12 protein-coding genes and 2 tRNA genes are annotated in these 17,597 nt (G+C 60.5%); 6 read left to right on the top strand and 8 right to left on the bottom strand.

The window, feature by feature from the left end:
* Position 1: 1 nt before the first annotated feature.
* Positions 2–1,792 carry an acyl-CoA dehydrogenase C-terminal domain-containing protein gene (locus HDG32_RS05345; RefSeq protein ID WP_184064034.1) on the top strand — a complete coding sequence of 597 codons (1,791 nt, stop codon included), beginning with the start codon at positions 2–4 and terminating at the stop codon, positions 1,790–1,792.
* A gap of 372 nt (positions 1,793–2,164) precedes the next feature.
* On the opposite strand, the gene HDG32_RS05340 is transcribed toward HDG32_RS05345, so the two are convergent.
* Positions 2,165–2,251, bottom strand: a tRNA-Leu gene (locus HDG32_RS05340).
* A 573-nt stretch (positions 2,252–2,824) separates the two neighbouring features.
* Here HDG32_RS05340 and HDG32_RS05335 point away from each other — a divergent pair.
* Together HDG32_RS05335 and HDG32_RS05330 are read left to right on the top strand one after the other, a co-directional pair.
* A tRNA-Leu gene (locus tag HDG32_RS05335) sits at positions 2,825–2,891 on the top strand.
* A gap of 1,077 nt (positions 2,892–3,968) precedes the next feature.
* Positions 3,969–6,581, top strand: coding sequence for a PAS domain-containing protein (locus HDG32_RS05330; protein ID WP_184064031.1), 2,613 nt, complete (start codon positions 3,969–3,971; stop codon positions 6,579–6,581).
* 163 nt (positions 6,582–6,744) lie between these two features.
* Here HDG32_RS05330 and HDG32_RS05325 read toward each other — a convergent pair.
* Positions 6,745–7,721 (bottom strand): IS5 family transposase gene (locus HDG32_RS05325; RefSeq protein ID WP_260335767.1). Its coding sequence is split into 2 segments (ribosomal slippage): positions 6,745–6,806 and positions 6,806–7,721, totalling 978 coding nucleotides; the frame shifts between segments, so codons are not numbered across the junction.
* Between the two features lie 1,160 nt (positions 7,722–8,881).
* On the opposite strand from HDG32_RS05325, the gene HDG32_RS05320 reads away from it, so the two are divergent.
* Positions 8,882–9,160: an HU family DNA-binding protein gene (locus HDG32_RS05320; RefSeq protein WP_184064028.1), complete on the top strand. Its 279-nt coding sequence runs from the start codon at positions 8,882–8,884 to the stop codon at positions 9,158–9,160.
* A gap of 161 nt (positions 9,161–9,321) precedes the next feature.
* Positions 9,322–9,492 (top strand): hypothetical protein, encoded by a 171-nt coding sequence (locus HDG32_RS05315; protein WP_184064025.1) that lies wholly within the window; start codon positions 9,322–9,324, stop codon positions 9,490–9,492.
* Positions 9,493–9,642: 150 nt separating this feature from the next.
* On the opposite strand, the gene HDG32_RS05310 is transcribed toward HDG32_RS05315, so the two are convergent.
* The 4 genes from HDG32_RS05310 to HDG32_RS05295 all read right to left on the bottom strand — a co-directional run bounded on the left by HDG32_RS05310 (position 9,643) and on the right by HDG32_RS05295 (position 12,561).
* A complete protein-coding gene (locus tag HDG32_RS05310) occupies positions 9,643–9,870 on the bottom strand; it encodes a hypothetical protein (RefSeq protein ID WP_184064022.1) in 228 nt (75 codons plus the stop codon).
* 141 nt (positions 9,871–10,011) lie between these two features.
* Complete coding sequence (locus HDG32_RS05305) at positions 10,012–10,512, bottom strand: FUSC family protein (protein WP_311539604.1); 501 nt, start codon at positions 10,510–10,512, stop codon at positions 10,012–10,014.
* A 13-nt stretch (positions 10,513–10,525) separates the two neighbouring features.
* The gene (gene poxB, locus HDG32_RS05300) at positions 10,526–12,250 is read right to left on the bottom strand and encodes a ubiquinone-dependent pyruvate dehydrogenase (RefSeq protein ID WP_184064016.1); all 1,725 of its coding nucleotides are present in this window, start codon (positions 12,248–12,250) and stop codon (positions 10,526–10,528) included.
* Positions 12,251–12,375: 125 nt separating this feature from the next.
* The gene (locus HDG32_RS05295) at positions 12,376–12,561 is read right to left on the bottom strand and encodes a hypothetical protein (protein WP_184064014.1); all 186 of its coding nucleotides are present in this window, start codon (positions 12,559–12,561) and stop codon (positions 12,376–12,378) included.
* Between the two features lie 916 nt (positions 12,562–13,477).
* Here HDG32_RS05295 and HDG32_RS05290 point away from each other — a divergent pair.
* Positions 13,478–14,446, top strand: a complete 969-nt coding sequence (locus HDG32_RS05290; RefSeq protein WP_311539603.1) for an AEC family transporter — start codon at positions 13,478–13,480, stop codon at positions 14,444–14,446.
* Positions 14,447–14,831: 385 nt separating this feature from the next.
* On the opposite strand, the gene HDG32_RS05285 is transcribed toward HDG32_RS05290, so the two are convergent.
* Together HDG32_RS05285 and aspT are read right to left on the bottom strand one after the other, a co-directional pair.
* The gene (locus HDG32_RS05285; protein WP_184064011.1) at positions 14,832–15,158 is read right to left on the bottom strand and encodes an HdeA/HdeB family chaperone; all 327 of its coding nucleotides are present in this window, start codon (positions 15,156–15,158) and stop codon (positions 14,832–14,834) included.
* 739 nt (positions 15,159–15,897) lie between these two features.
* Entirely contained in the window at positions 15,898–17,592 is a 1,695-nt protein-coding gene (gene aspT / locus HDG32_RS05280) for an aspartate-alanine antiporter (RefSeq protein ID WP_184064008.1), read from the bottom strand.
* Positions 17,593–17,597 lie beyond the last annotated feature (5 nt).

Genomic DNA, 17,597 nt, shown 5'->3' with positions numbered 1-17,597 from the left:
GATGAGCATCTACATCGCACCGCTGCGCGACATGCGCTTCGTGATGACGAAACTGGCTGGGCTCGACGCAGTATCGTCGCTGCCGGGTTTCGAGGAGGCCACGCCCGAACTTGCCGAGGCCGTACTCGAGGAGGCCGCGAGGCTGGCGACCGAAGTGCTGGCGCCGCTCAACAAGCCTGGCGACGAGCAGGGCGCGCGTTTGACGCACGACGGCGTCGTGGCGGCGGACGGCTTTGCCGCGGCCTACCGGCAATTCACCGCCGGCGGCTGGAGCGGTCTTTCCGGCGACCCCGAATTCGGCGGGCAGGGATTGCCCGAACTACTGCATGCGGCCACGGTGGAAATGTGGAACGCATCCAACATGGCGTTCGCGCTGTGTCCGCTGTTGACGGCGGGTGCCACCGAGGCGTTGCGGCAGCATGGTTCGGAAGAACTGAAGGGTCGCTATCTGCCCAACCTCGTCAGCGGCGAGTGGACGGGCACGATGAACCTGACCGAGCCGCAGGCCGGCTCGGACCTCGCCGCCGTGCGCACGAAGGCCGTGCCCGAAGGCGATCACTATCGCCTTCATGGCCAGAAGATCTTCATTACGTGGGGCGACCACGACATGACGAGCAATGTGATGCACCTCGTCCTGGCGCGTACGCCCGACGCACCCGAGGGCGTGCGGGGCATCTCGCTCTTCCTCGTGCCCAAGTTTCTGCTGAACGAAGACGGCTCGGCCGGGCAACGCAACGATGTGCGCTGCGTATCGATCGAGCACAAGCTCGGCATTCACGCGAGCCCGACCTGTGTGATGAGCTTCGGCGACGAGGGCGGTGCAATCGGCTATCTGGTCGGGCAGGAGAACAAGGGCCTTGCGCACATGTTCACGATGATGAACGAAGCGCGCCAGAAGGTCGGCATTCAGGGGCTGGCGATCGCGGAGCGTGCGTATCAGCAGGCTCGCGAATATGCGAAGGAGCGCGTTCAGGGACGGCTGGCGGCGAGCAAATCCGCCAGTGCCGTCGCGATCGTGCATCACCCGGATGTCCGGCGCATGTTGATGACGATGAGGGCGCAGATCGAAGCGATGCGCGCGTTCGCGTACGTGATGGCCGCCGACATGGATCACGCTCACCGCCATCCGGACGCCGGTGAGCGCGTACGCCATCAAGCGCGCGTCGACCTGCTGATTCCCGTGCTGAAGGCATGGTGCACGGAGCTCGGCGTGGAGATCGCCTCGCTCGGCGTACAGGTGCATGGCGGGATGGGCTACATCGAAGAAACGGGCGCTTGCCAGTTCCTGCGCGACTCACGGATCGCGACGATTTACGAGGGCACGACGGGCATCCAGGCGGCGGACCTCGTTGGCCGCAAGCTCGCGTCGGATCGCGGCGCCGCAATGGCCGAACTCGTCGCGCAGATGCGCGAGGTCGCGCTGGAGCTGACGCGCAGCCCTGATGCGCAGCTCGCGCCGATCGGCACGGCGCTGGCTACCGGCGTACAGGCGCTCGAGGACGCGACCGGCTGGATGCTGCGCACGCTTGCGACGCAGGTCGACGAAGCACTCGCAAGTTCCGTCGACTATCTGATGCTGGCCGGTTACGTGTGCGGCGGCTGGCAGATGGCGCGCGCGGCGCTCGCCGCATCGAAACAATGCGCGGCGGGCGACGATCCGGACTTTCACCAGGCCAAGCTCGCGACCGCGCGCTTTTACGCCGACAAGATCCTGCCGAAAACCGGTGCGCTGACGGAAGCCATCCGCAGCGGCATGTCCGGCGCGTCGAATCTCGCGGCCGAGCAATTCTGAGCGGTGCGACTTATAGGAACAGATCGATTTACAACTATCAATTCGCTATACGAAGAAGGGGAGAAAAATGATGAAAAAATCGCATGCCTTGCCCTGATACCGGGCGCGAGATGTACCACCGCTTTCGCGCAGAGTGCGGGCAGTTTCGTCACCAGCGTGGGCGGGGCGTGGCTCGACTTTGGTCCTTCGCCCGTGACGTCCTTGCAGAGCACGTCGGCCGCGGGCACGTTCACGTCGACAGGAACCGGCGGCCAGATACACGACACGTCGATGTCAGTGGAACGCAAGGGGTCCGTAGAGAACAAAAAACCCCGTAAGACGTTGATCTTACGGGGTTTCTCGAACTACATCGGCTTACGCCGGAAGAACTTGTGGTGCCCAGGAGAGGACTCGAACCTCCACGGTGTTGCCACCGCTAGGACCTGAACCTAGTGCGTCTACCAATTCCGCCACCTGGGCACGTCTTCAAGCTAGACCGCTATTTTAGCAAGATGATTAAGTTTGTCAATTCCTGCTTCAAACAAACTTGCTTTTCTCATCCGCTCGGTTGAACGCGCAGCGAAGTAATGCAATCGCTACTGAACCACCGTCCTGCTGATCCGGCAATCGAAACACGAACAACGATTTCGACTACCAGGCCTTATAAAAAAAGAGAGCCGCCAAAAGGCGGCTCTACTTTTGAATCTGGTGCCAAGAGAGGACTCGAACAGACAACATAACTTACTGATTTCAAGGCAACTTCTGTTCGAACGTCCGATATGTATACGTTGGCGTATACGCAAAAGAAATGGATCACTTCGGCAGGATCCGATATTACGGCGAAAGGGAGCAAGCTGGAACAGCGCTCAGTTGGCTGGAGACGAACGCGGGACTGGTTTGGCTGCGGCGCCCGTGCGTGCGCTCAATGGCGCTACTAATAGTCCAACGAATTTCGATATCTGCGCCGTGCTCTTGGCTGTGCCTCGTAACCCCGGTGCACTAGCGTGCCGGTCGTCAGAGGGCCGCGATTTTTTCCACGGGTTCGCTATTGCACGAGGCGTGTGGGTGGTTCTGCATGGGGTGCAGGTAGTCGGAGGTTCAAATCCTCTCGCCCCGACCAATAGATATAAGGCTCTCATGGCTTCGGCTCTGAGAGCCTTTTTCGTTTGTGGCCGATTTTGCCCCCACGTTTGCCCCCACACGACGACCGGCTCTCGCGGGAACGGAATGGAATTTTGGGTAGCGTTGAGGGGCCGGCCGCGTTCGTTGCTCACGAGCTTGAGGCTCGTATATCAATGCGCGAACTGTGCCAGCGACAACCTGTTTACCGGTAAGGCAGTCCCATTTCTGACGGCTTGGGGGCTGCCAGCCGTGCAAATGTCGGTCGGCGGAGCAGCAGTTCGTTCGCTTAGGAAAACCAGGGATGCGTGCTGGATACTGGCGCGGCCTATCGATACCTGCCCGAGGGAATCTCTATGAGCGGATGCGGTTGCAGCTTATGGGTCGAACAGGACACTGCAAGGTGGATCGCGGCTCAAATCGAAACATCGATCAGGCTCCGATAGGTTCATCACTCCGCAGAGCACTGCGCTGTTCGAGTCACTCCTCGAGTCACTCCCTCTCGGCCAGAAACGGCGGCAAACCCCGCAGAGTCTGGGCCTTGCCGGGTTTCGTTTTTGCGCGACCTACACAACGACCGTCAAGTCATAGCCGGATTCTGGCGGACCTTCTTGTATGTCGGTCCAATGCGTGGACCGAACTTCTGCCCCGTCGCCGACGAGACGTTGATGATGTGCGCTTTATTAGCCACCATCGTCAACTCCAATGCAGCGACGATGCCGTACAACCCGTCCTTAATGTTGACGTCGACCGGTTTGTCTCCCGCGAAATGGGGTGGGCTGTAATGCCGAAAATCCCTGTGCCGGAGCCGCGACCGCCCACTCTAGGGCTGCACCAGGTCCTCGAAATTGATGTTGCAGACGATGTGCGTCTGCTCGGAGAAACTGCCACGAAGCAGCGCGCGTTGCGTTTCCGTCGAGTCGGATCAATGGGTTCGCGTTATGCTTGCCGCATCAACATGGGCACGGTAAAACGGCTTACGACGCTTAAACCTAACTAACGAGACCAGCCACGCCATGCCGGCAGTGCCAGCGAATCTTCGGCGGCATGTCTGCACGGAGGCCGACGCAAGAACGCCATGCACGATCCTGCTCACTTTCTTCCTTCATTCGTCTGGCGTGCCGATCGCGACGGTGTCGTCCGCTACGCCAACCCGTGGACCTCGCGGTATCTCGGCTTTCCCGCCGGTGAGCTCGTCGGGCTGCACTGGAAAACGTTCGTTCATCCCGACGACATCGATCGCGTGCTCGACGCTGTGCGGCAGATGCGAGACGGCACGCTGCTCGGCAATGTCGAGGTGCGTCTGCTGCGCGCCGACGGCGAGTATCGCTGGCACGTGTTGCATCTCCAGGCGGAGCTCGACGCGAATGGCCGCATCGGCGACACGATGGGCGTCGCGACCGACGTCCACGAGGCCCGCCACGCATGGGCGATGTACGAAGCCAGCGAGCGCCGCCTGAAGGCCGCCTTCCAGGGTGCCCGCATGGGTGCTTGGGAATGGGACATGAAGAACCGCGTCGTGCGGATGACCTCGCAGCTCGCGGATCTGTACGGATTTCCACCGGGCACCGATGCGATCGCACTGTCCGATCTGTGGGACCGGGTCGAGCCCGAGTATCGCGACCTGTTCCAGCAGAAGCTCGATGAGGCGCTGCAACATGGCGGACCATTCGAATTCGATTTCGTATTGGACGGCGGATCGAGTTCACCACGCTGGCTGCGCATGCGCGGCCATGCGGAATTCGACGAGCAGGGCACGCTCGCGCGCGTCTATGGCGTGAGCTTCGATATCAGCAAGCAGCGCGCAGCCGAAGAACAGCTCAGTCTCAGCGAGCGGCGTTACCGGGCGCTCGTCGAATCGACAGGCGCACTGGTGTGGTCGGCCGGACCGGACGGCGACATCCGGCCCGCTGGAGACGACTGGAGCCGTTTCACCGGCGACGAGGTAGTCCGTCTCTCCGACTGGGGATGGCTTGACTATGTTCACCCGGACGACCGCGAGACCGCACGGCAGGTCTGGCTCGACGTGCTGCAGCGAGGCACGCCCGGATCGATCGTATTCCGCCTGCGGCGTTACGACGGCCAGTACAGGATGGTGCTGGCGCAGGCGGCGCCTCTCTTCGACAGCCACGGCAAACTGCAGGAGTGGTTCGGCACGACAACCGACGTGACGGCTCAGTATGAAGCGCAAGCGGCGATCGAAGCGCGCAGCCTGCGTCTGTCCGTCGCGATCCAGGCGGCGCGGCTCAACATCGTCACGCTCGACCTTGCGTCGAGCACGCTATCGTTCGAAGCAGGCGTCGAACTGCCGATAGACGACGGGCTCACCTACGACGAAGCACTTAGCCGTGTGCACCCGGACGATCGCACGACTCTCGAACGTTATGTGCACAGGCTGGCCGAAGGCGACGACCCGCGCGCGAACTTCGAATTTCGTGTGCCAAACGCGGGCGGCGAACAATGGATGCAAGGCAGCGCGCTGCTTCAGCGAGGCACGGACGGCAAGCCGTTGCGTATCATCGCCAGCGTGATCGATATCACCGAGCGTAAGCAGCTCGAACTGATGTTGCGCGATACGGACCGCCGCAAGGATGAGTTTCTCGCGATGCTCGCGCACGAGCTGCGCAATCCGCTGGCGCCGCTGCGCACGGCCATCGCGCTGCTCGACAAGCAGCCCAACCCGGCTGTTCGCTCGCTGGAGCTGATCGACCTGATGCGCCGGCAGGTCGAGCACATGACGCGCATCGTCGACGATCTGCTCGAAGTCTCGCGCATCACACATGGGCGCATCGTGCTGCAACTCGAGCCCGTGCTGGTCGGCACGGCCGTCTATCACGCGGTCGAGGCAATCGCGGCGATGGCGGAGGGGCGCCATCAGCAGTTGCACGTGAACGTCAGCGACCCGACCACCTGGGTAAGCGGCGACATCACGCGGATTTCGCAGATCTTCGTCAACATCCTGAACAATGCGAGCAAGTACACGCCGGAGAACGGCCATATCACGGTGACTGTCGAGGCCGACGGCGAATCGGTTCTGATCGTCACGCAAGACACCGGAACGGGCATTTCGGCCGAGCTTCTGCCGAAGGTGTTCGAGCTTTTCTCGCAAGGCGAGCGCACACTCGATCGCTCGAGTGGCGGACTGGGAATCGGACTGTCCCTGGTCAAGAAGCTCGTCGAGATGCACAACGGAACGATCGCGCTGCACAGCGACGGCCCCAATCTCGGCACGACCGTAACGGTCAGGCTGCCACGTCTGCATCACCATGAACGCCATTCGGCCGTAGCGCTTTTGGAGCCCGCGCCGGGGCGTGCGCCCATCGCGTTTCGCGTGCTGGTCGTCGACGACAATCGCGACGCGGCCGATTCGCTCGCGATGCTGTGTGAATCCGAGGGGCATGCTGTCCGTGTCGCCTATTCGTCCGCCGAGGCGCGCGAAGCCGCGCCGGCATTCATGCCGGACGTCGCGTTGCTCGATATCGGGTTGCCGGATATCGACGGATACGAACTGGCGAAGCAGCTTCGCCGCAAAGGCGATACCACGCCATTGCTCATCGCGATTACCGGGTACGGTCAGACGGAAGACAGGCTGCGCGCGCAATCGGCGGGCTTCGACTATCACTTCGTCAAACCGGTCAATATCGACAGCCTGCTGAAGCTGCTTGCGTCGCTGACGAACCCAGCTCAATAACCGGGTAGTCGCAGTCAGTGCATCTAAGGCTACGCTGAAGAAGCCGCCGTTTTCGGCGACGGTTTGCTGCTGAATTTCGGAATGCGAGATCAGCGACGCGATTGGTTCGATTTTCTTGCCCTGAAGGGCCTTGCAAGCGGGTCTCTCAACCCACTTTGGCCCCTCATGGACGCACCTGTGCCATGAGCCGCTCGCGGCTCATGTAAATGTTGCGCAACGCCAGTGCGTGAAGGCGCGCGTGGCGTTCTTCGCCAGGCCGCGATAGCGCACCTTGACGAAACCCCACAGCCGCTTGACCACCGCAAAGACGTGCTCGACCCGCGCACGTATCTTCGACTTGTTGCGGTTCTTCGAGCGTCTGGTGTCATCGACCTCACCACTTCGCCTGCGCACACGCTGGTTGGTAAAGTCCTTCGCTTGCGGTGCCTTGCTGGCGATGAGTTCCTTCTGGCTCGCATACGCGCTGTCACCGTACACACGCCGCTCGGCGCCATGCAGCAGAGCCGGCAGCGGATGCTTGTCATGCACGTTCGCAGCCGTCACTACCGCGCTGTGTGCCAGCCCCGTCTGACTATCCACGCCGATGTGCAGCTTCATGCCGAAGTACCACTGCTGGCCCTTCCTCGTCTGATGCATTTCGGGGTCTCGCGTCTTGTCCGCGTTCTTCGTGGAACTGGGCGCACCGATGATGGTGGCATCCACGATGGTGCCGGTGCCAACCTTCAGGCCGTGCCCTTGCAGTACCTCGCCGACCTTGGCGAACAACTGCTCGCCGAGCTTGTTGCGCTCCAGCAGCCGGCGAAACTTCAACAGCGTCGTGCCATCAGGAACGCGCTCGCGCCCCAGGTCAATCCCAACGAATCGCCGCAATGCGGTGCTGTCCAGCAGTGCTTCCTCGCAGGCTTCATCCGCCAGGTTGAACCAGTGCTGCACAAAGTGCATGCGCAGCATGCGCTCCAGGCCAACTGGCGGGCGGCCGCCTTGCCCCTTCGGATAGTGCGGCTCGACAACCTCGCACAACTGCGTCCACGGTACGATCTGCTCCATCGTCTCTAGGAATACATCACGTTTGGTTGGTCGACGGTACTGTTCGAATCCGGCGCCTTGATCGGCCGCCATCGCAAGGGTCTGTTGTTTCATCCGCATTTAACGTCTTACTGCCCAACGGCGTTGACCTTTTTCAGCGTAGCCCTAAGGAGAATCTGGACAACGAGCCAGTTTGCCCGATGTCGGTTCCAATCATTCAATATGCCAAAGAGCATCGGCAGATCGTCATGGCCATCACAATGCCAACCTTGCAGTCTGCTGTGACGCTGAGCAAGTTATTCATGCCGGATTTGACCGGTCGAATCAGTTTGTATTGAAGTACAAGGCTGGGGCTATAGAGAGTGCGGATGTCAACCGGGTGGTAATGGACGTACTTGAAGGGGCATCGCCAGCTTTCGATAATCGACGCGACAAATACCATCAATGACCTGCAGCAGGGTTGCCGATGCCAATTCGTAGATTCGGGATCTCTTGGTCGAGGTTTCGATCTCCGAGCGTTTACCGGCCTTCAAATTGTGCTGGTGCTTCCTATCTGGCCATGCTGACAGGCTTTAGGTGCCTGCATGGGCAGCCTTGCGTGGCGACTGCCTGCAGCGTCACGCTAGAGCGCTACGTCTGACGAGCATGCTGGACAAACGCGCGTAGCGCGGCGAAGTCAGTCAGGCTATAGGCGCGTGACAGGGTGACGGGCAGGGACCGGTTGGCCATGGATCGGAAAAGGATGCCTGCAACGATCGCGCGCCTCTACTTCACGGAAGACAGCGACGGTAATGAGTCCGCCGCCGGCGGGAGCCAGCCCGTACGATGCATTGACGGAAAAGTAGCAGGAATACGGAAGTAAAAACGTGGCATCAACCTTCGTCGACCTCTGAGTGAAGCGGCCGCTGGTGGAGTCAATTCGTGTCGGACAAAACCATCGTTGCTACGTGTTTATTCCTCGCGCCACTTCGAGCCAAGTTTCCGTACGGCTGGTCCACCGAGCCTCGCTGTTCGACCTCACCGCCCCATATTTCGGCCATTAAAATCAATGGAGGTAATAGCAGCTATCGCCATTGCAATGCGGCCCTGATAATAAGCAAGAACATGCAGGCGCGGCTGCGGCGCCCGCCGCCGGCGCGGGAAGCATCGCGCTTCGACGTCACACGGCGATGGGCGTGGCGCGGCGGACCGGACCCAGTTACCAGCGGCGATTGCGCAAACGCGCGCCGATGGGGTAGGGTGGCGCGATCAACAACCACAACGAGGAATGACTCATGAACAAGCAGGAACTGGTCGACGCCGTCGCTGCAGCGACGGGTGACAGCAAGACGACAACGGCGGAAATGATCGACGCCTTCATCGGCACCGTGACGGCGGCGATCACGGAAGGCGAGACCGTGCAGCTGATCGGTTTCGGTTCGTTTTCGACCGGTGCCCGCGCCGCGCGCGTGGGCCGCAACCCCGCTACCGGCGCCGAAATCCAGATCCCCGCCGCGAACACCGTGAAGTTCACGGCCGGCAAGGCGTTCAAGGATGCGGTGAACGGCGCCTGACAGCAGGATCACGTTGCCCGCGTCGCCGGAGGCGGCAATGCCAGAGGGCTTGCCGTCTGCACAAAGGCTGTTGTTGCTACCGGCGACTATCGTTGAGACGGGCAACGCGCGGCCAGCCGCCTAGACCGGTCGCAGTCGACCTGGTAGCATGAGCGGCGAAAATGCCATGGCGCACCGGGACGCTGCTGCGCTACCAGGCGTGCATCGTGCGGGTTGTCGCCGAAGCGCGGATTCAGCGCGCCATGATCGAATTGCTCGACACCACAGGCCAGACCTTCGTCAGCACCGTCAAATGGGACAGCCTGCGCGAGGTTGGCGCGCAGCTATTCTGATTTCAGACGTCTCTGCTGGAAAGTCTGACCTCGTCTTTCAAATTCCTGCGCGGTTGGACATGAACGCTCCAGTTTCAACACGAAGACCAGGGTCGCGGGCCTGACGGTGATTCACACATCACATCGCAGTGGATGCGGAAATTTGCCGCTTTATACTTGCGCGGATATCAATAGGGAAACGGTATGCGGCGCGTGCGCTTCTTCAGTTTCAACCTGCTCCGGTAGCAGGCCAACCAGCCCCAACTGTTCGCGCTCGGCGACCGTGAATGCGGTGGATTTGTTGGCATGCGGATTATGCAGCAGCGCTACGCCACGTAGATTCTCAGCGGCGCGAACGGCGCAAAGGTCGGTTGAGGCTTGAGACAAGGAGGAGGTCATAATATGTATCCTTCGGGACTAGAAAATAAACGGAAAGGTTGACTGTCAAAAGCGGTCGTTGCACATCTTGCCGGAGCCGCGAGCGTTGACGCGCGGTTGACGTCGAGGCTGGTGAGGAGCGTTGGACGTTGGCGAGCTGCGCTACGCCGTCGTTGACGGACACCGAGAGCGCCCCGCCGTCATCCAGTGCATGAGCCAATGGATCAGACCGCCGGCGAGTGCACCGAGGATCACTTCGCTGCCCCGCATCAATCCTGTGTGAGCGACCGATGACCCCGGAGAAATAGTCAACAGCACGACCGGGCAAGTCCACAGGCAGACGCGAATGGACGGTCTGCCTTTCACGAACAGTGCGCAGAGGCCAACCGCTGCTGCGATCTGAAGTGCGGTCCCGACACCGGTCTGGTTCGCCACCTCGCCCACCAGGACGGCGACCACAGCGCCGGCGATCGTGCCGACGATCCGCCCGACGATCGTATGGCGGGTCTCGTCGAGGCTCTCCTGAGAGACGACCAGGCTGGACATCGAAGCCCATACTGGATACGGCAGGCCGACAGCCGTGGCCAGCAGATAGGCCAATGCGCCAGTGGCCGCACAACGCCCCGCGAAAGGCAGCCGCCTCGCAATGTCGCGCAGGGACACGACCGAAACCCTCTCAACGCCGCAGGTTGGTCTTGGCGAGCTCGATCACTTCGTCGCCGCGGCCGTTGATGATGGCCTTGAGCATGTAGAGGCTAAAGCCTTTGGCCTGTTCGAGCTTGATCGCCGGCGGCATCACCAGTTCCTGTTTGGCGGTCACAACGTCGACGAGCACCGGACCATTGTGCGCAAATGCCTTGCGCAGCGCCGGCTCGACATCCTCGGACTGCTCGACACGCAGACCGAGCACGCCCATCGCATTGGCCATCGCTGCGAAGTCGGGGTTCCTCAGGTCGGTGGCCGTATCCAGATAGCCGCTCGCCTTCATTTCCATCGCGACAAAGCCTAATGACGCGTTGTCATAGACAATGACTTTTACCGGCAGGCCGAGCTGAACGAGCGAAATGAAATCGCCCATCAGCATTGAGAAGCCGCCGTCACCAGACAATGAGATGACCTGGCGCCCCGGAAACGCGGCTTGTGCGCCAAGCGCTTGCGGCATCGCATTGGCCATCGATCCGTGGTTGAACGAGCCGATCAGGCGGCGCTTGCCATTCATGCCGAGATAGCGTGCGGCCCAGACCGTGGGCGTGCCCACGTCGGCGGTAAAGATCGCATCCTGGGTGGCCAGTTCGCTGATGAGCCGGGTCAGGTACTGCGGATGAATCGGCCGCCCCGCCGCCGACGGCACGGCGAGATCGTCAAGGTCCTGGCGCGCATTCGCGTAGTGCTTAAGCGTTGCGTCGAGGAAACGTCGGTTCGTCTTCGGCTGCAGTTTGGGCAGCAACGCGTCGAGCGTCTCTGCAACGCCGCCGACGATACCCAGATCGAGTTGCGCGCGGCGGCCGAGTGCCTCCGGATTCACGTCGATCTGCACGATTTTCGCCTGGCTCGGGTAGAAGTGGCGGTACGGAAAATCGGTACCGAGCATCACCAGCACATCGCAGTTCAGCATCGCCTGATAGCCCGAACTGAAGCCGATGAACCCGGTCATCCCGACATCGAACGGGTTGTCCCATTCCACGTGCTCCTTGCCGCGCAACGCGTGTACCACGGGCGCCCCGAGTTTATCGGCTAGTGCGACAACCTGGTCGTGGGCGTCCGCGCAGCCGCTGCCGCACAACAGCGTGATCGCCTCGTGCCGGTCGAGCACATCTGCGAGGCGCTCCAGTCCTGCTTCGTCGGGCATCACGCGGGCACGCATCGGCGGCGCCCAGTGCGCGGCGGCAGCCGCTGCCTCCTGCAACGCGACGTCGCCGGGAATCACGATCACGGCCACACCGCGCTTGAGGATCGCCGCGCGCATTGCGCGGTGCAGGACCTGCGGCATCTGCGCGGGATTGGTGACCAGCTCGACGAAGTGGCTGCATTCCTTGAACAGTTCCTGTGGATGCGTTTCCTGGAAGTAGTTCAGGCCGATTTCCGATGATGGAATATGCGCTGCGATGGCCAATACCGGTACGTGGTTGCGGTGCGCATCGAACAGGCCGTTGATCAGATGGAGGTTGCCCGGCCCGCAACTGCCCGCGCAGACCGCGAGTTCGCCGGTGGCTGCGGCGTCCGCGCCAGCGGCGAATGCCGCGACTTCCTCGTGGCGAACGTGCAGCCACTGAATGCTGTCCATGCGGCGCAGCGCGTCGCTCAGACCATTGAGACTGTCACCAGTTACGCCCCAGATACGCTTCACGCCGGCCTGTTCCAACGTCTTTGCCAGTTGGTCCGCTACGGTAGTTTTCGCCATGATGTTTCCCTATTGTCGGTTGACGCTTGGAGCAGGACCTGGCAATGCATGCTGAAGTCCAATATATTGAAAGTGGTGATTTCGATATCTTTCAGTAAACAACAGGATGCCTGGGAAACACTGGTTTATCCGGCTCGGTCGTCATCGCTGACGGTCATTTCAGTGAAGCACTTCCCACAGCAGACGGCAGTAATATTCGGCCAATAGTTCACACGCTTTTGAACGTCTTCCTTCATCTCGCCGCATTCATCGCAGCGATCCAGGACACTGACCTGCAGCGGTCGGGAGCGCCACTGTTCGAGCGCGTTCATGTCAGCAACCCTCGTGTTGAGCTGCGACGCCGACGGCGATGATGTTCGCGGCCATCTTCCGCAGTTCTGCCGACGTCGGATCATCTCGGCGCAGCTCGAGCAAATCTCTTGCGTTCGTGCTCATCGTGGCCGTCACTGGACACAGATGCGGCTAAGGTCAACTGTCCGGCGATACACGTTCTTGTTCAGCCAGGGGACGAACGTGTACTCGTCGTACGCATTGCTACCGATATGAATCCAGTTATGCAGAACGTTTAACATGGCGCCCCTCAAATGAAATCGCAAAGTCCATGGAATCAAGATAAATGGACGACCCGAAGAAAGCCATTCTACGAACGGTCGCTGCAATCCTCCGTTGGCATAGCGCACTCATACGTTTGGATACCTCGAGGCATCCGTGAATCGTGTGTTCGAGCCTTGGCCCCTTGACGGTGATGTAACGTCAGCCGTTGCCCATCAGACAGTCATACGCATGTATGAGACAGCAATTCCTAAGCAGAAGCAATTCGTGCCGTTCGTAGAATGGTCTTTTCTGTCTTGGCAGCTTATTTTGATTCCATGGTCGCTGCCTTCGCGCAGCTGCAAGGGCACCGTCTTCTTTGGTCAACGGTTTCTTCGGTCCTTCGGTCGGAGACCGTTGTGCTGGACTTGGTCTCCAAACGCAACGGGGCGAAGGCTGTCAATCGATTCATCTGGTCGGGTTCGTCCAGGCTGCGCCCTTTGGCTTACGCCCGGAGTCTGACAGAGCAAACGGAGATCACAACTTGCACCGGAACGCATGTCAATTCTGCCCGAGTGGTTACGCAGGTTGCTTATCAGGTGGCCCAAACAGGCGCGCGATGACGGACTCTCATCGCGGCCAAGATTTGGCAGCCCGTGTATCAGGACCTTCGCTCCGCCTCGAACGTCGACGGCAATGTCGGCTCGCCCATACCCCATCATGATATCGACCATACTTGATGCATTGCTGCCCGTCGCAGTCGCCATGTGCCTGGGCTGGCTCGCAGGCAGATTGCGAGTGCTCGCTCACGACGACGCGCGAGTCCTCGCTGTGTTTGTCATTCGCTTTGCACTACCGCTAGCGCTGTTTGAAGGTGCCGTCGAAACAACGCCTTCCAAGCTGGAAAACATTCCGTTGGTGGTGACACTCGCAGTTGGCCTGATGGGTATATTCCTGCTGGCACTCATGGTCGGCAAGTTTGCATTCAGGCACGACCTCAAAACGGCTTCCAATCAGGCGCTTGTTTGCGCCTTCCCCGACATGGCGTACTTCGGCGCGCCGATACTACTGGCCGTCTTTGGTCCCGCAGGCTTCATCCCGGTATTACTGGGCAACCTTGTAACGAGCCTGCTCATGTTGCCGCTGACGATTGTGCTAATCCAGGTGGCCGACACCAGCAGCGCAGCAAACGGGACTCGAGGCATAGCATCGATTTTCCTGCACAGCATTGGAGCGGCGGTCACCAATCCGATGGTTTGGCTTCCTGTGTCCGGCGCAATCCTGTCCTTTCTGCATGTCCATCTGCCGCACCCGGTGATGGCGTCTGTCTCGATGGTTGCGAAATCGGCGGGAGGAACATCACTGTTCGCCTTGGGGCTCATGCTGTACGGAGAACCGTTCCGCATCAATGCGAACGTCGCAGTTAATCTGCTTCTGAAAAACTTCGCTCAACCGGTGGTCATGGGTGTCGCGGCATTGACGTCAGGACTCGGCGGAGCTCCCGCGCATCAGGCAATCATCACAGGTGCAGTTCCGACGGCAACCGCCGCAGCTATGTTTGCCCTGAAAAGCAAGACGTACACTGCCGACGCTACTGCGACCATCCTCATCAGCACCATTCTCGGCATCGTTACGGAGGCAGCAATCATCGCATTCCTGCGCTAATCCTTGACGCTCAACCAACCGTGCCCTCAGTGCGGTGGTAAGTTGGGAGCCCCAGGTGGCAAATACAAAAAGAACGTAGAAGGAACGCTGTTGCGGATCGGCGACTACGAACCGGTCTGCCATAACTCACTCTGCGAACGACCGCGTCGGGTAATTTTCAAGTGCAGTTGCGGGTCGCGTGCCGCCAATTGCCCTCAGGCAGGGACCGGCCAGGAAGCGCCGGTCGCCTGTATCGCCAGACAGACTCTCGGGTGAGCATTTTGCACCAGCAAGCGGCCCGTTCGCGCGCCGACCTCATCCACGCAACCGCGGGCATCCGCAGTCGGCGCGGCCGCCTGGTCGCCTCGTCCTCTCACGTGCACTGACATGGACACGACCGGCCCGCTCAGTGATGGTCGAAAAGCGCGAGTTGACCGCTCTTGTACATCTGCCGGACCTTCGTACGAAACGACGCCTTCGGCGACTTCTGGCACTCGGCAACAAGCGCGCCGATTGGTGTCGCAGTATCCTCCACCATCGTGTCAGTTTCCGTTACGCCGAGCTTGTCCACTCCCGCCACGTAGTAGACGACAGCGGGTCGGTAAGCTTCATCTACCGCCACGAAGTCCTCGCATTTCATTTTCAGCGGATTCATTTTTGTCGGGGCTTGCGCCCATGCCGGCATCACGATAACAGCTCCCAGAAGACAGGTGGCAGCCACAAAGCGCTTCATGTAACACTCCCAGACTCATGCGGGGGACGGCAAAAAAGGTCACCCGCTATTGATGACCCTCAGAAAGAACAACGGAACTGACCGACTCGGCGATTCCGCAAGGTCTGCGTGCAGCGTGCGGAATTTCCTTCAAGCAGTATCGGCGCCATCGGGAGTGAAGACAATTGGACTTTGGTATATATCGCGCCAACTTGACTCAGAACCCAGGCGGCGTCGGTTCGGCGTGGCCTCCCCCGTAATTGCCCGCCTCCGGTAACGAACGCGAAGAGCGATAACGCCGCCCACGTCCCAGCAGTCGGCGTCAGACGCGCGCCAAGGCCGCGGGTGGAATTTAAGGTCTTGCCGTCGCGGCAAGCACGGACCGCGAAGGGCCGAGTCTGACCAGCTAGTACGCGTTCGCCTCAGCCCTAAAGCTGACATGCGCAGCGATGGAGTTGTGAGCGACCCGTAAGAGGCTGCCAGCAAACGGATCACAGTTGACTGTCGAACGGCAGGAAAGACACCCAGACAACGGACGTTCGTCGTCGCTCATGCTTGTCGCGTAGTCGGCGGCCGAAGCAGTCGTCAATTCAATTCGCTTGCTGGTCGATGCTCAACTCGGACTCGTGATACAGCAAACCGTCGAGCACATGCGTAGCATCCCGCACCAAGCGCAGCCAATTACTCGGCTCGCGTGATGGCCTAACCATTAGTCGCCACCGCAGGGGCAAAGTACAAGGTTTCGCATCGCCCTTGCCGATCACTTCATGAGCAGAAGAATCACAATCCCCGAGATCGCGAGGGCAATCCGGCTGACAGCGTACGGGACGGTATAACCGAGCGTCGGGACCGTGCTCCGGGCCGCTTCCTGCAGTGCACCCAGGGACGCGGTGCACGTGCGGGCGCCTGCACAGGCGCCCAGCAGGATGGCGGGATGGAATTTGAAAACGTATTTTCCGACATAGAGACCGACAACAATCGGTAGCAGCGAGACCACCATGCCTGCGACGAACAGGCCGACCCCGTAATGCGCAAGACCTGAAACGAGTCCGGGGCCTGCGTTCAACCCGACGGCGGCAATGAATCCATTAAGTCCAACATTGTTGAACACCCAGAGCCCGGCCTTTGGAATGCCTCCGAACGTTCGGTAAATCGACCGCAGATAGCCGAATATCAGACCGGCCAGCAGCGTCCCGACGCTCGGACTGAGGCTCAACGGTACACCGGCAGCGTGAACTGTTATCGTGCCAACGAGGCTGCCGATCACGATGCCCGCGCCCATGAAGGCGATGTCCGACTTGGTGGTGGGCCGATCGGCGGAACCCAGCGACTTGATAAGGTCCTCCACATGGGAGTGCACTCCTCGTACCGTCAGAACGTCCCGGTGTTCGATCTTGAGGTCTGGACTTAATGCAACGGGTTGGCCGCGACGCGTCAGGCCAAGGATAAAAATGGGGCGGCCGTACCGGGCCAGTTCGTCGCGTTCCAGGTCGCGGACCGTCCGGTTCGCGGCTGCCTTCCTGGTCACGACGATGTCGATCTTCTCTACCGTGTATGCCAGCAGTTCGCCGTCGTCGACCTCTGGCCCAACCATCTTTTCGGCGTGAAAGAGCGCTTGTGGCGACCCCGCCATCGCGACCGTGGCTCCGCTGTGAATGGAGGTTGATGTGTCCGCTTCCAGGATTGCGCTGCCCGCGCGGTAGCGGGTGATGAATGCCCCCCCTAGCGTATCCCCGAATTCGGTATTGAACTCCCTGGGGGTGCGCCCGACCAGATCCCCGTTCTCCACGCGAAAAGCGCGCGCCATCCGCGGAAGGTTCGCCATCTCCCCACCCGACTCGGCATCATGACCTAACCTGGTGGCTTCGTACTCCTTGCATCCCTTCTGCAAATCGAATCCCAGGAGTTTCGGTGCCAATGACGACACAAACCATGCGGCACCGGCTGTACCGAAGGGATAGGTCACCGCATACCCGATCGCGATGAGGCTTGCCATGGCGCGCGTCTGGCCGGGATCCAGGCCGAGCTGATGGACGTTGGCTGTCGCGACGCCGAGCGTTCCGGAGTTGGTCATACCCCCTGCGAGCAGCCCCGCCGCGAGGCCCGCGTTATATCCCAATACCTTGGCAGCCAGATAAGAAGTGGCCACGCCAACCGCACAGACGATCAGAGCAAAGACAACTTGCGGCAGCCCGTCTTTCTTCAAGGCGGGAATGAATTGCGGCCCGACACTGTACCCGATGGCAAAAAGAAACATCGTAAAAAACGTGTCCTGAAGGACCGGAGCGACGGTTATGTCCAGTTGCCCGATCAGCAGACCGGCGATCAGGGTGCTCGTGACGGAACCAAGGCTGAAGGAACCGAATTTCAAGCTGCCGAACCAGAATCCGAACGCCAGGGCAAGGAACAGGGCAATTTCCGGGTGGTGCCGGAGGATATCGACAAGAATGTGCATGACAA

It is taken from the genome of Paraburkholderia sp. CI2 (assembly GCF_014201055.1).
In the GTDB taxonomy this organism is placed as follows: Bacteria; Pseudomonadota; Gammaproteobacteria; order Burkholderiales; family Burkholderiaceae; genus Paraburkholderia; species Paraburkholderia tuberum.
The sequence above is the reverse complement of the archived record's forward strand: the minus strand, read 5'-3'. Positions and strand labels throughout refer to the sequence as shown.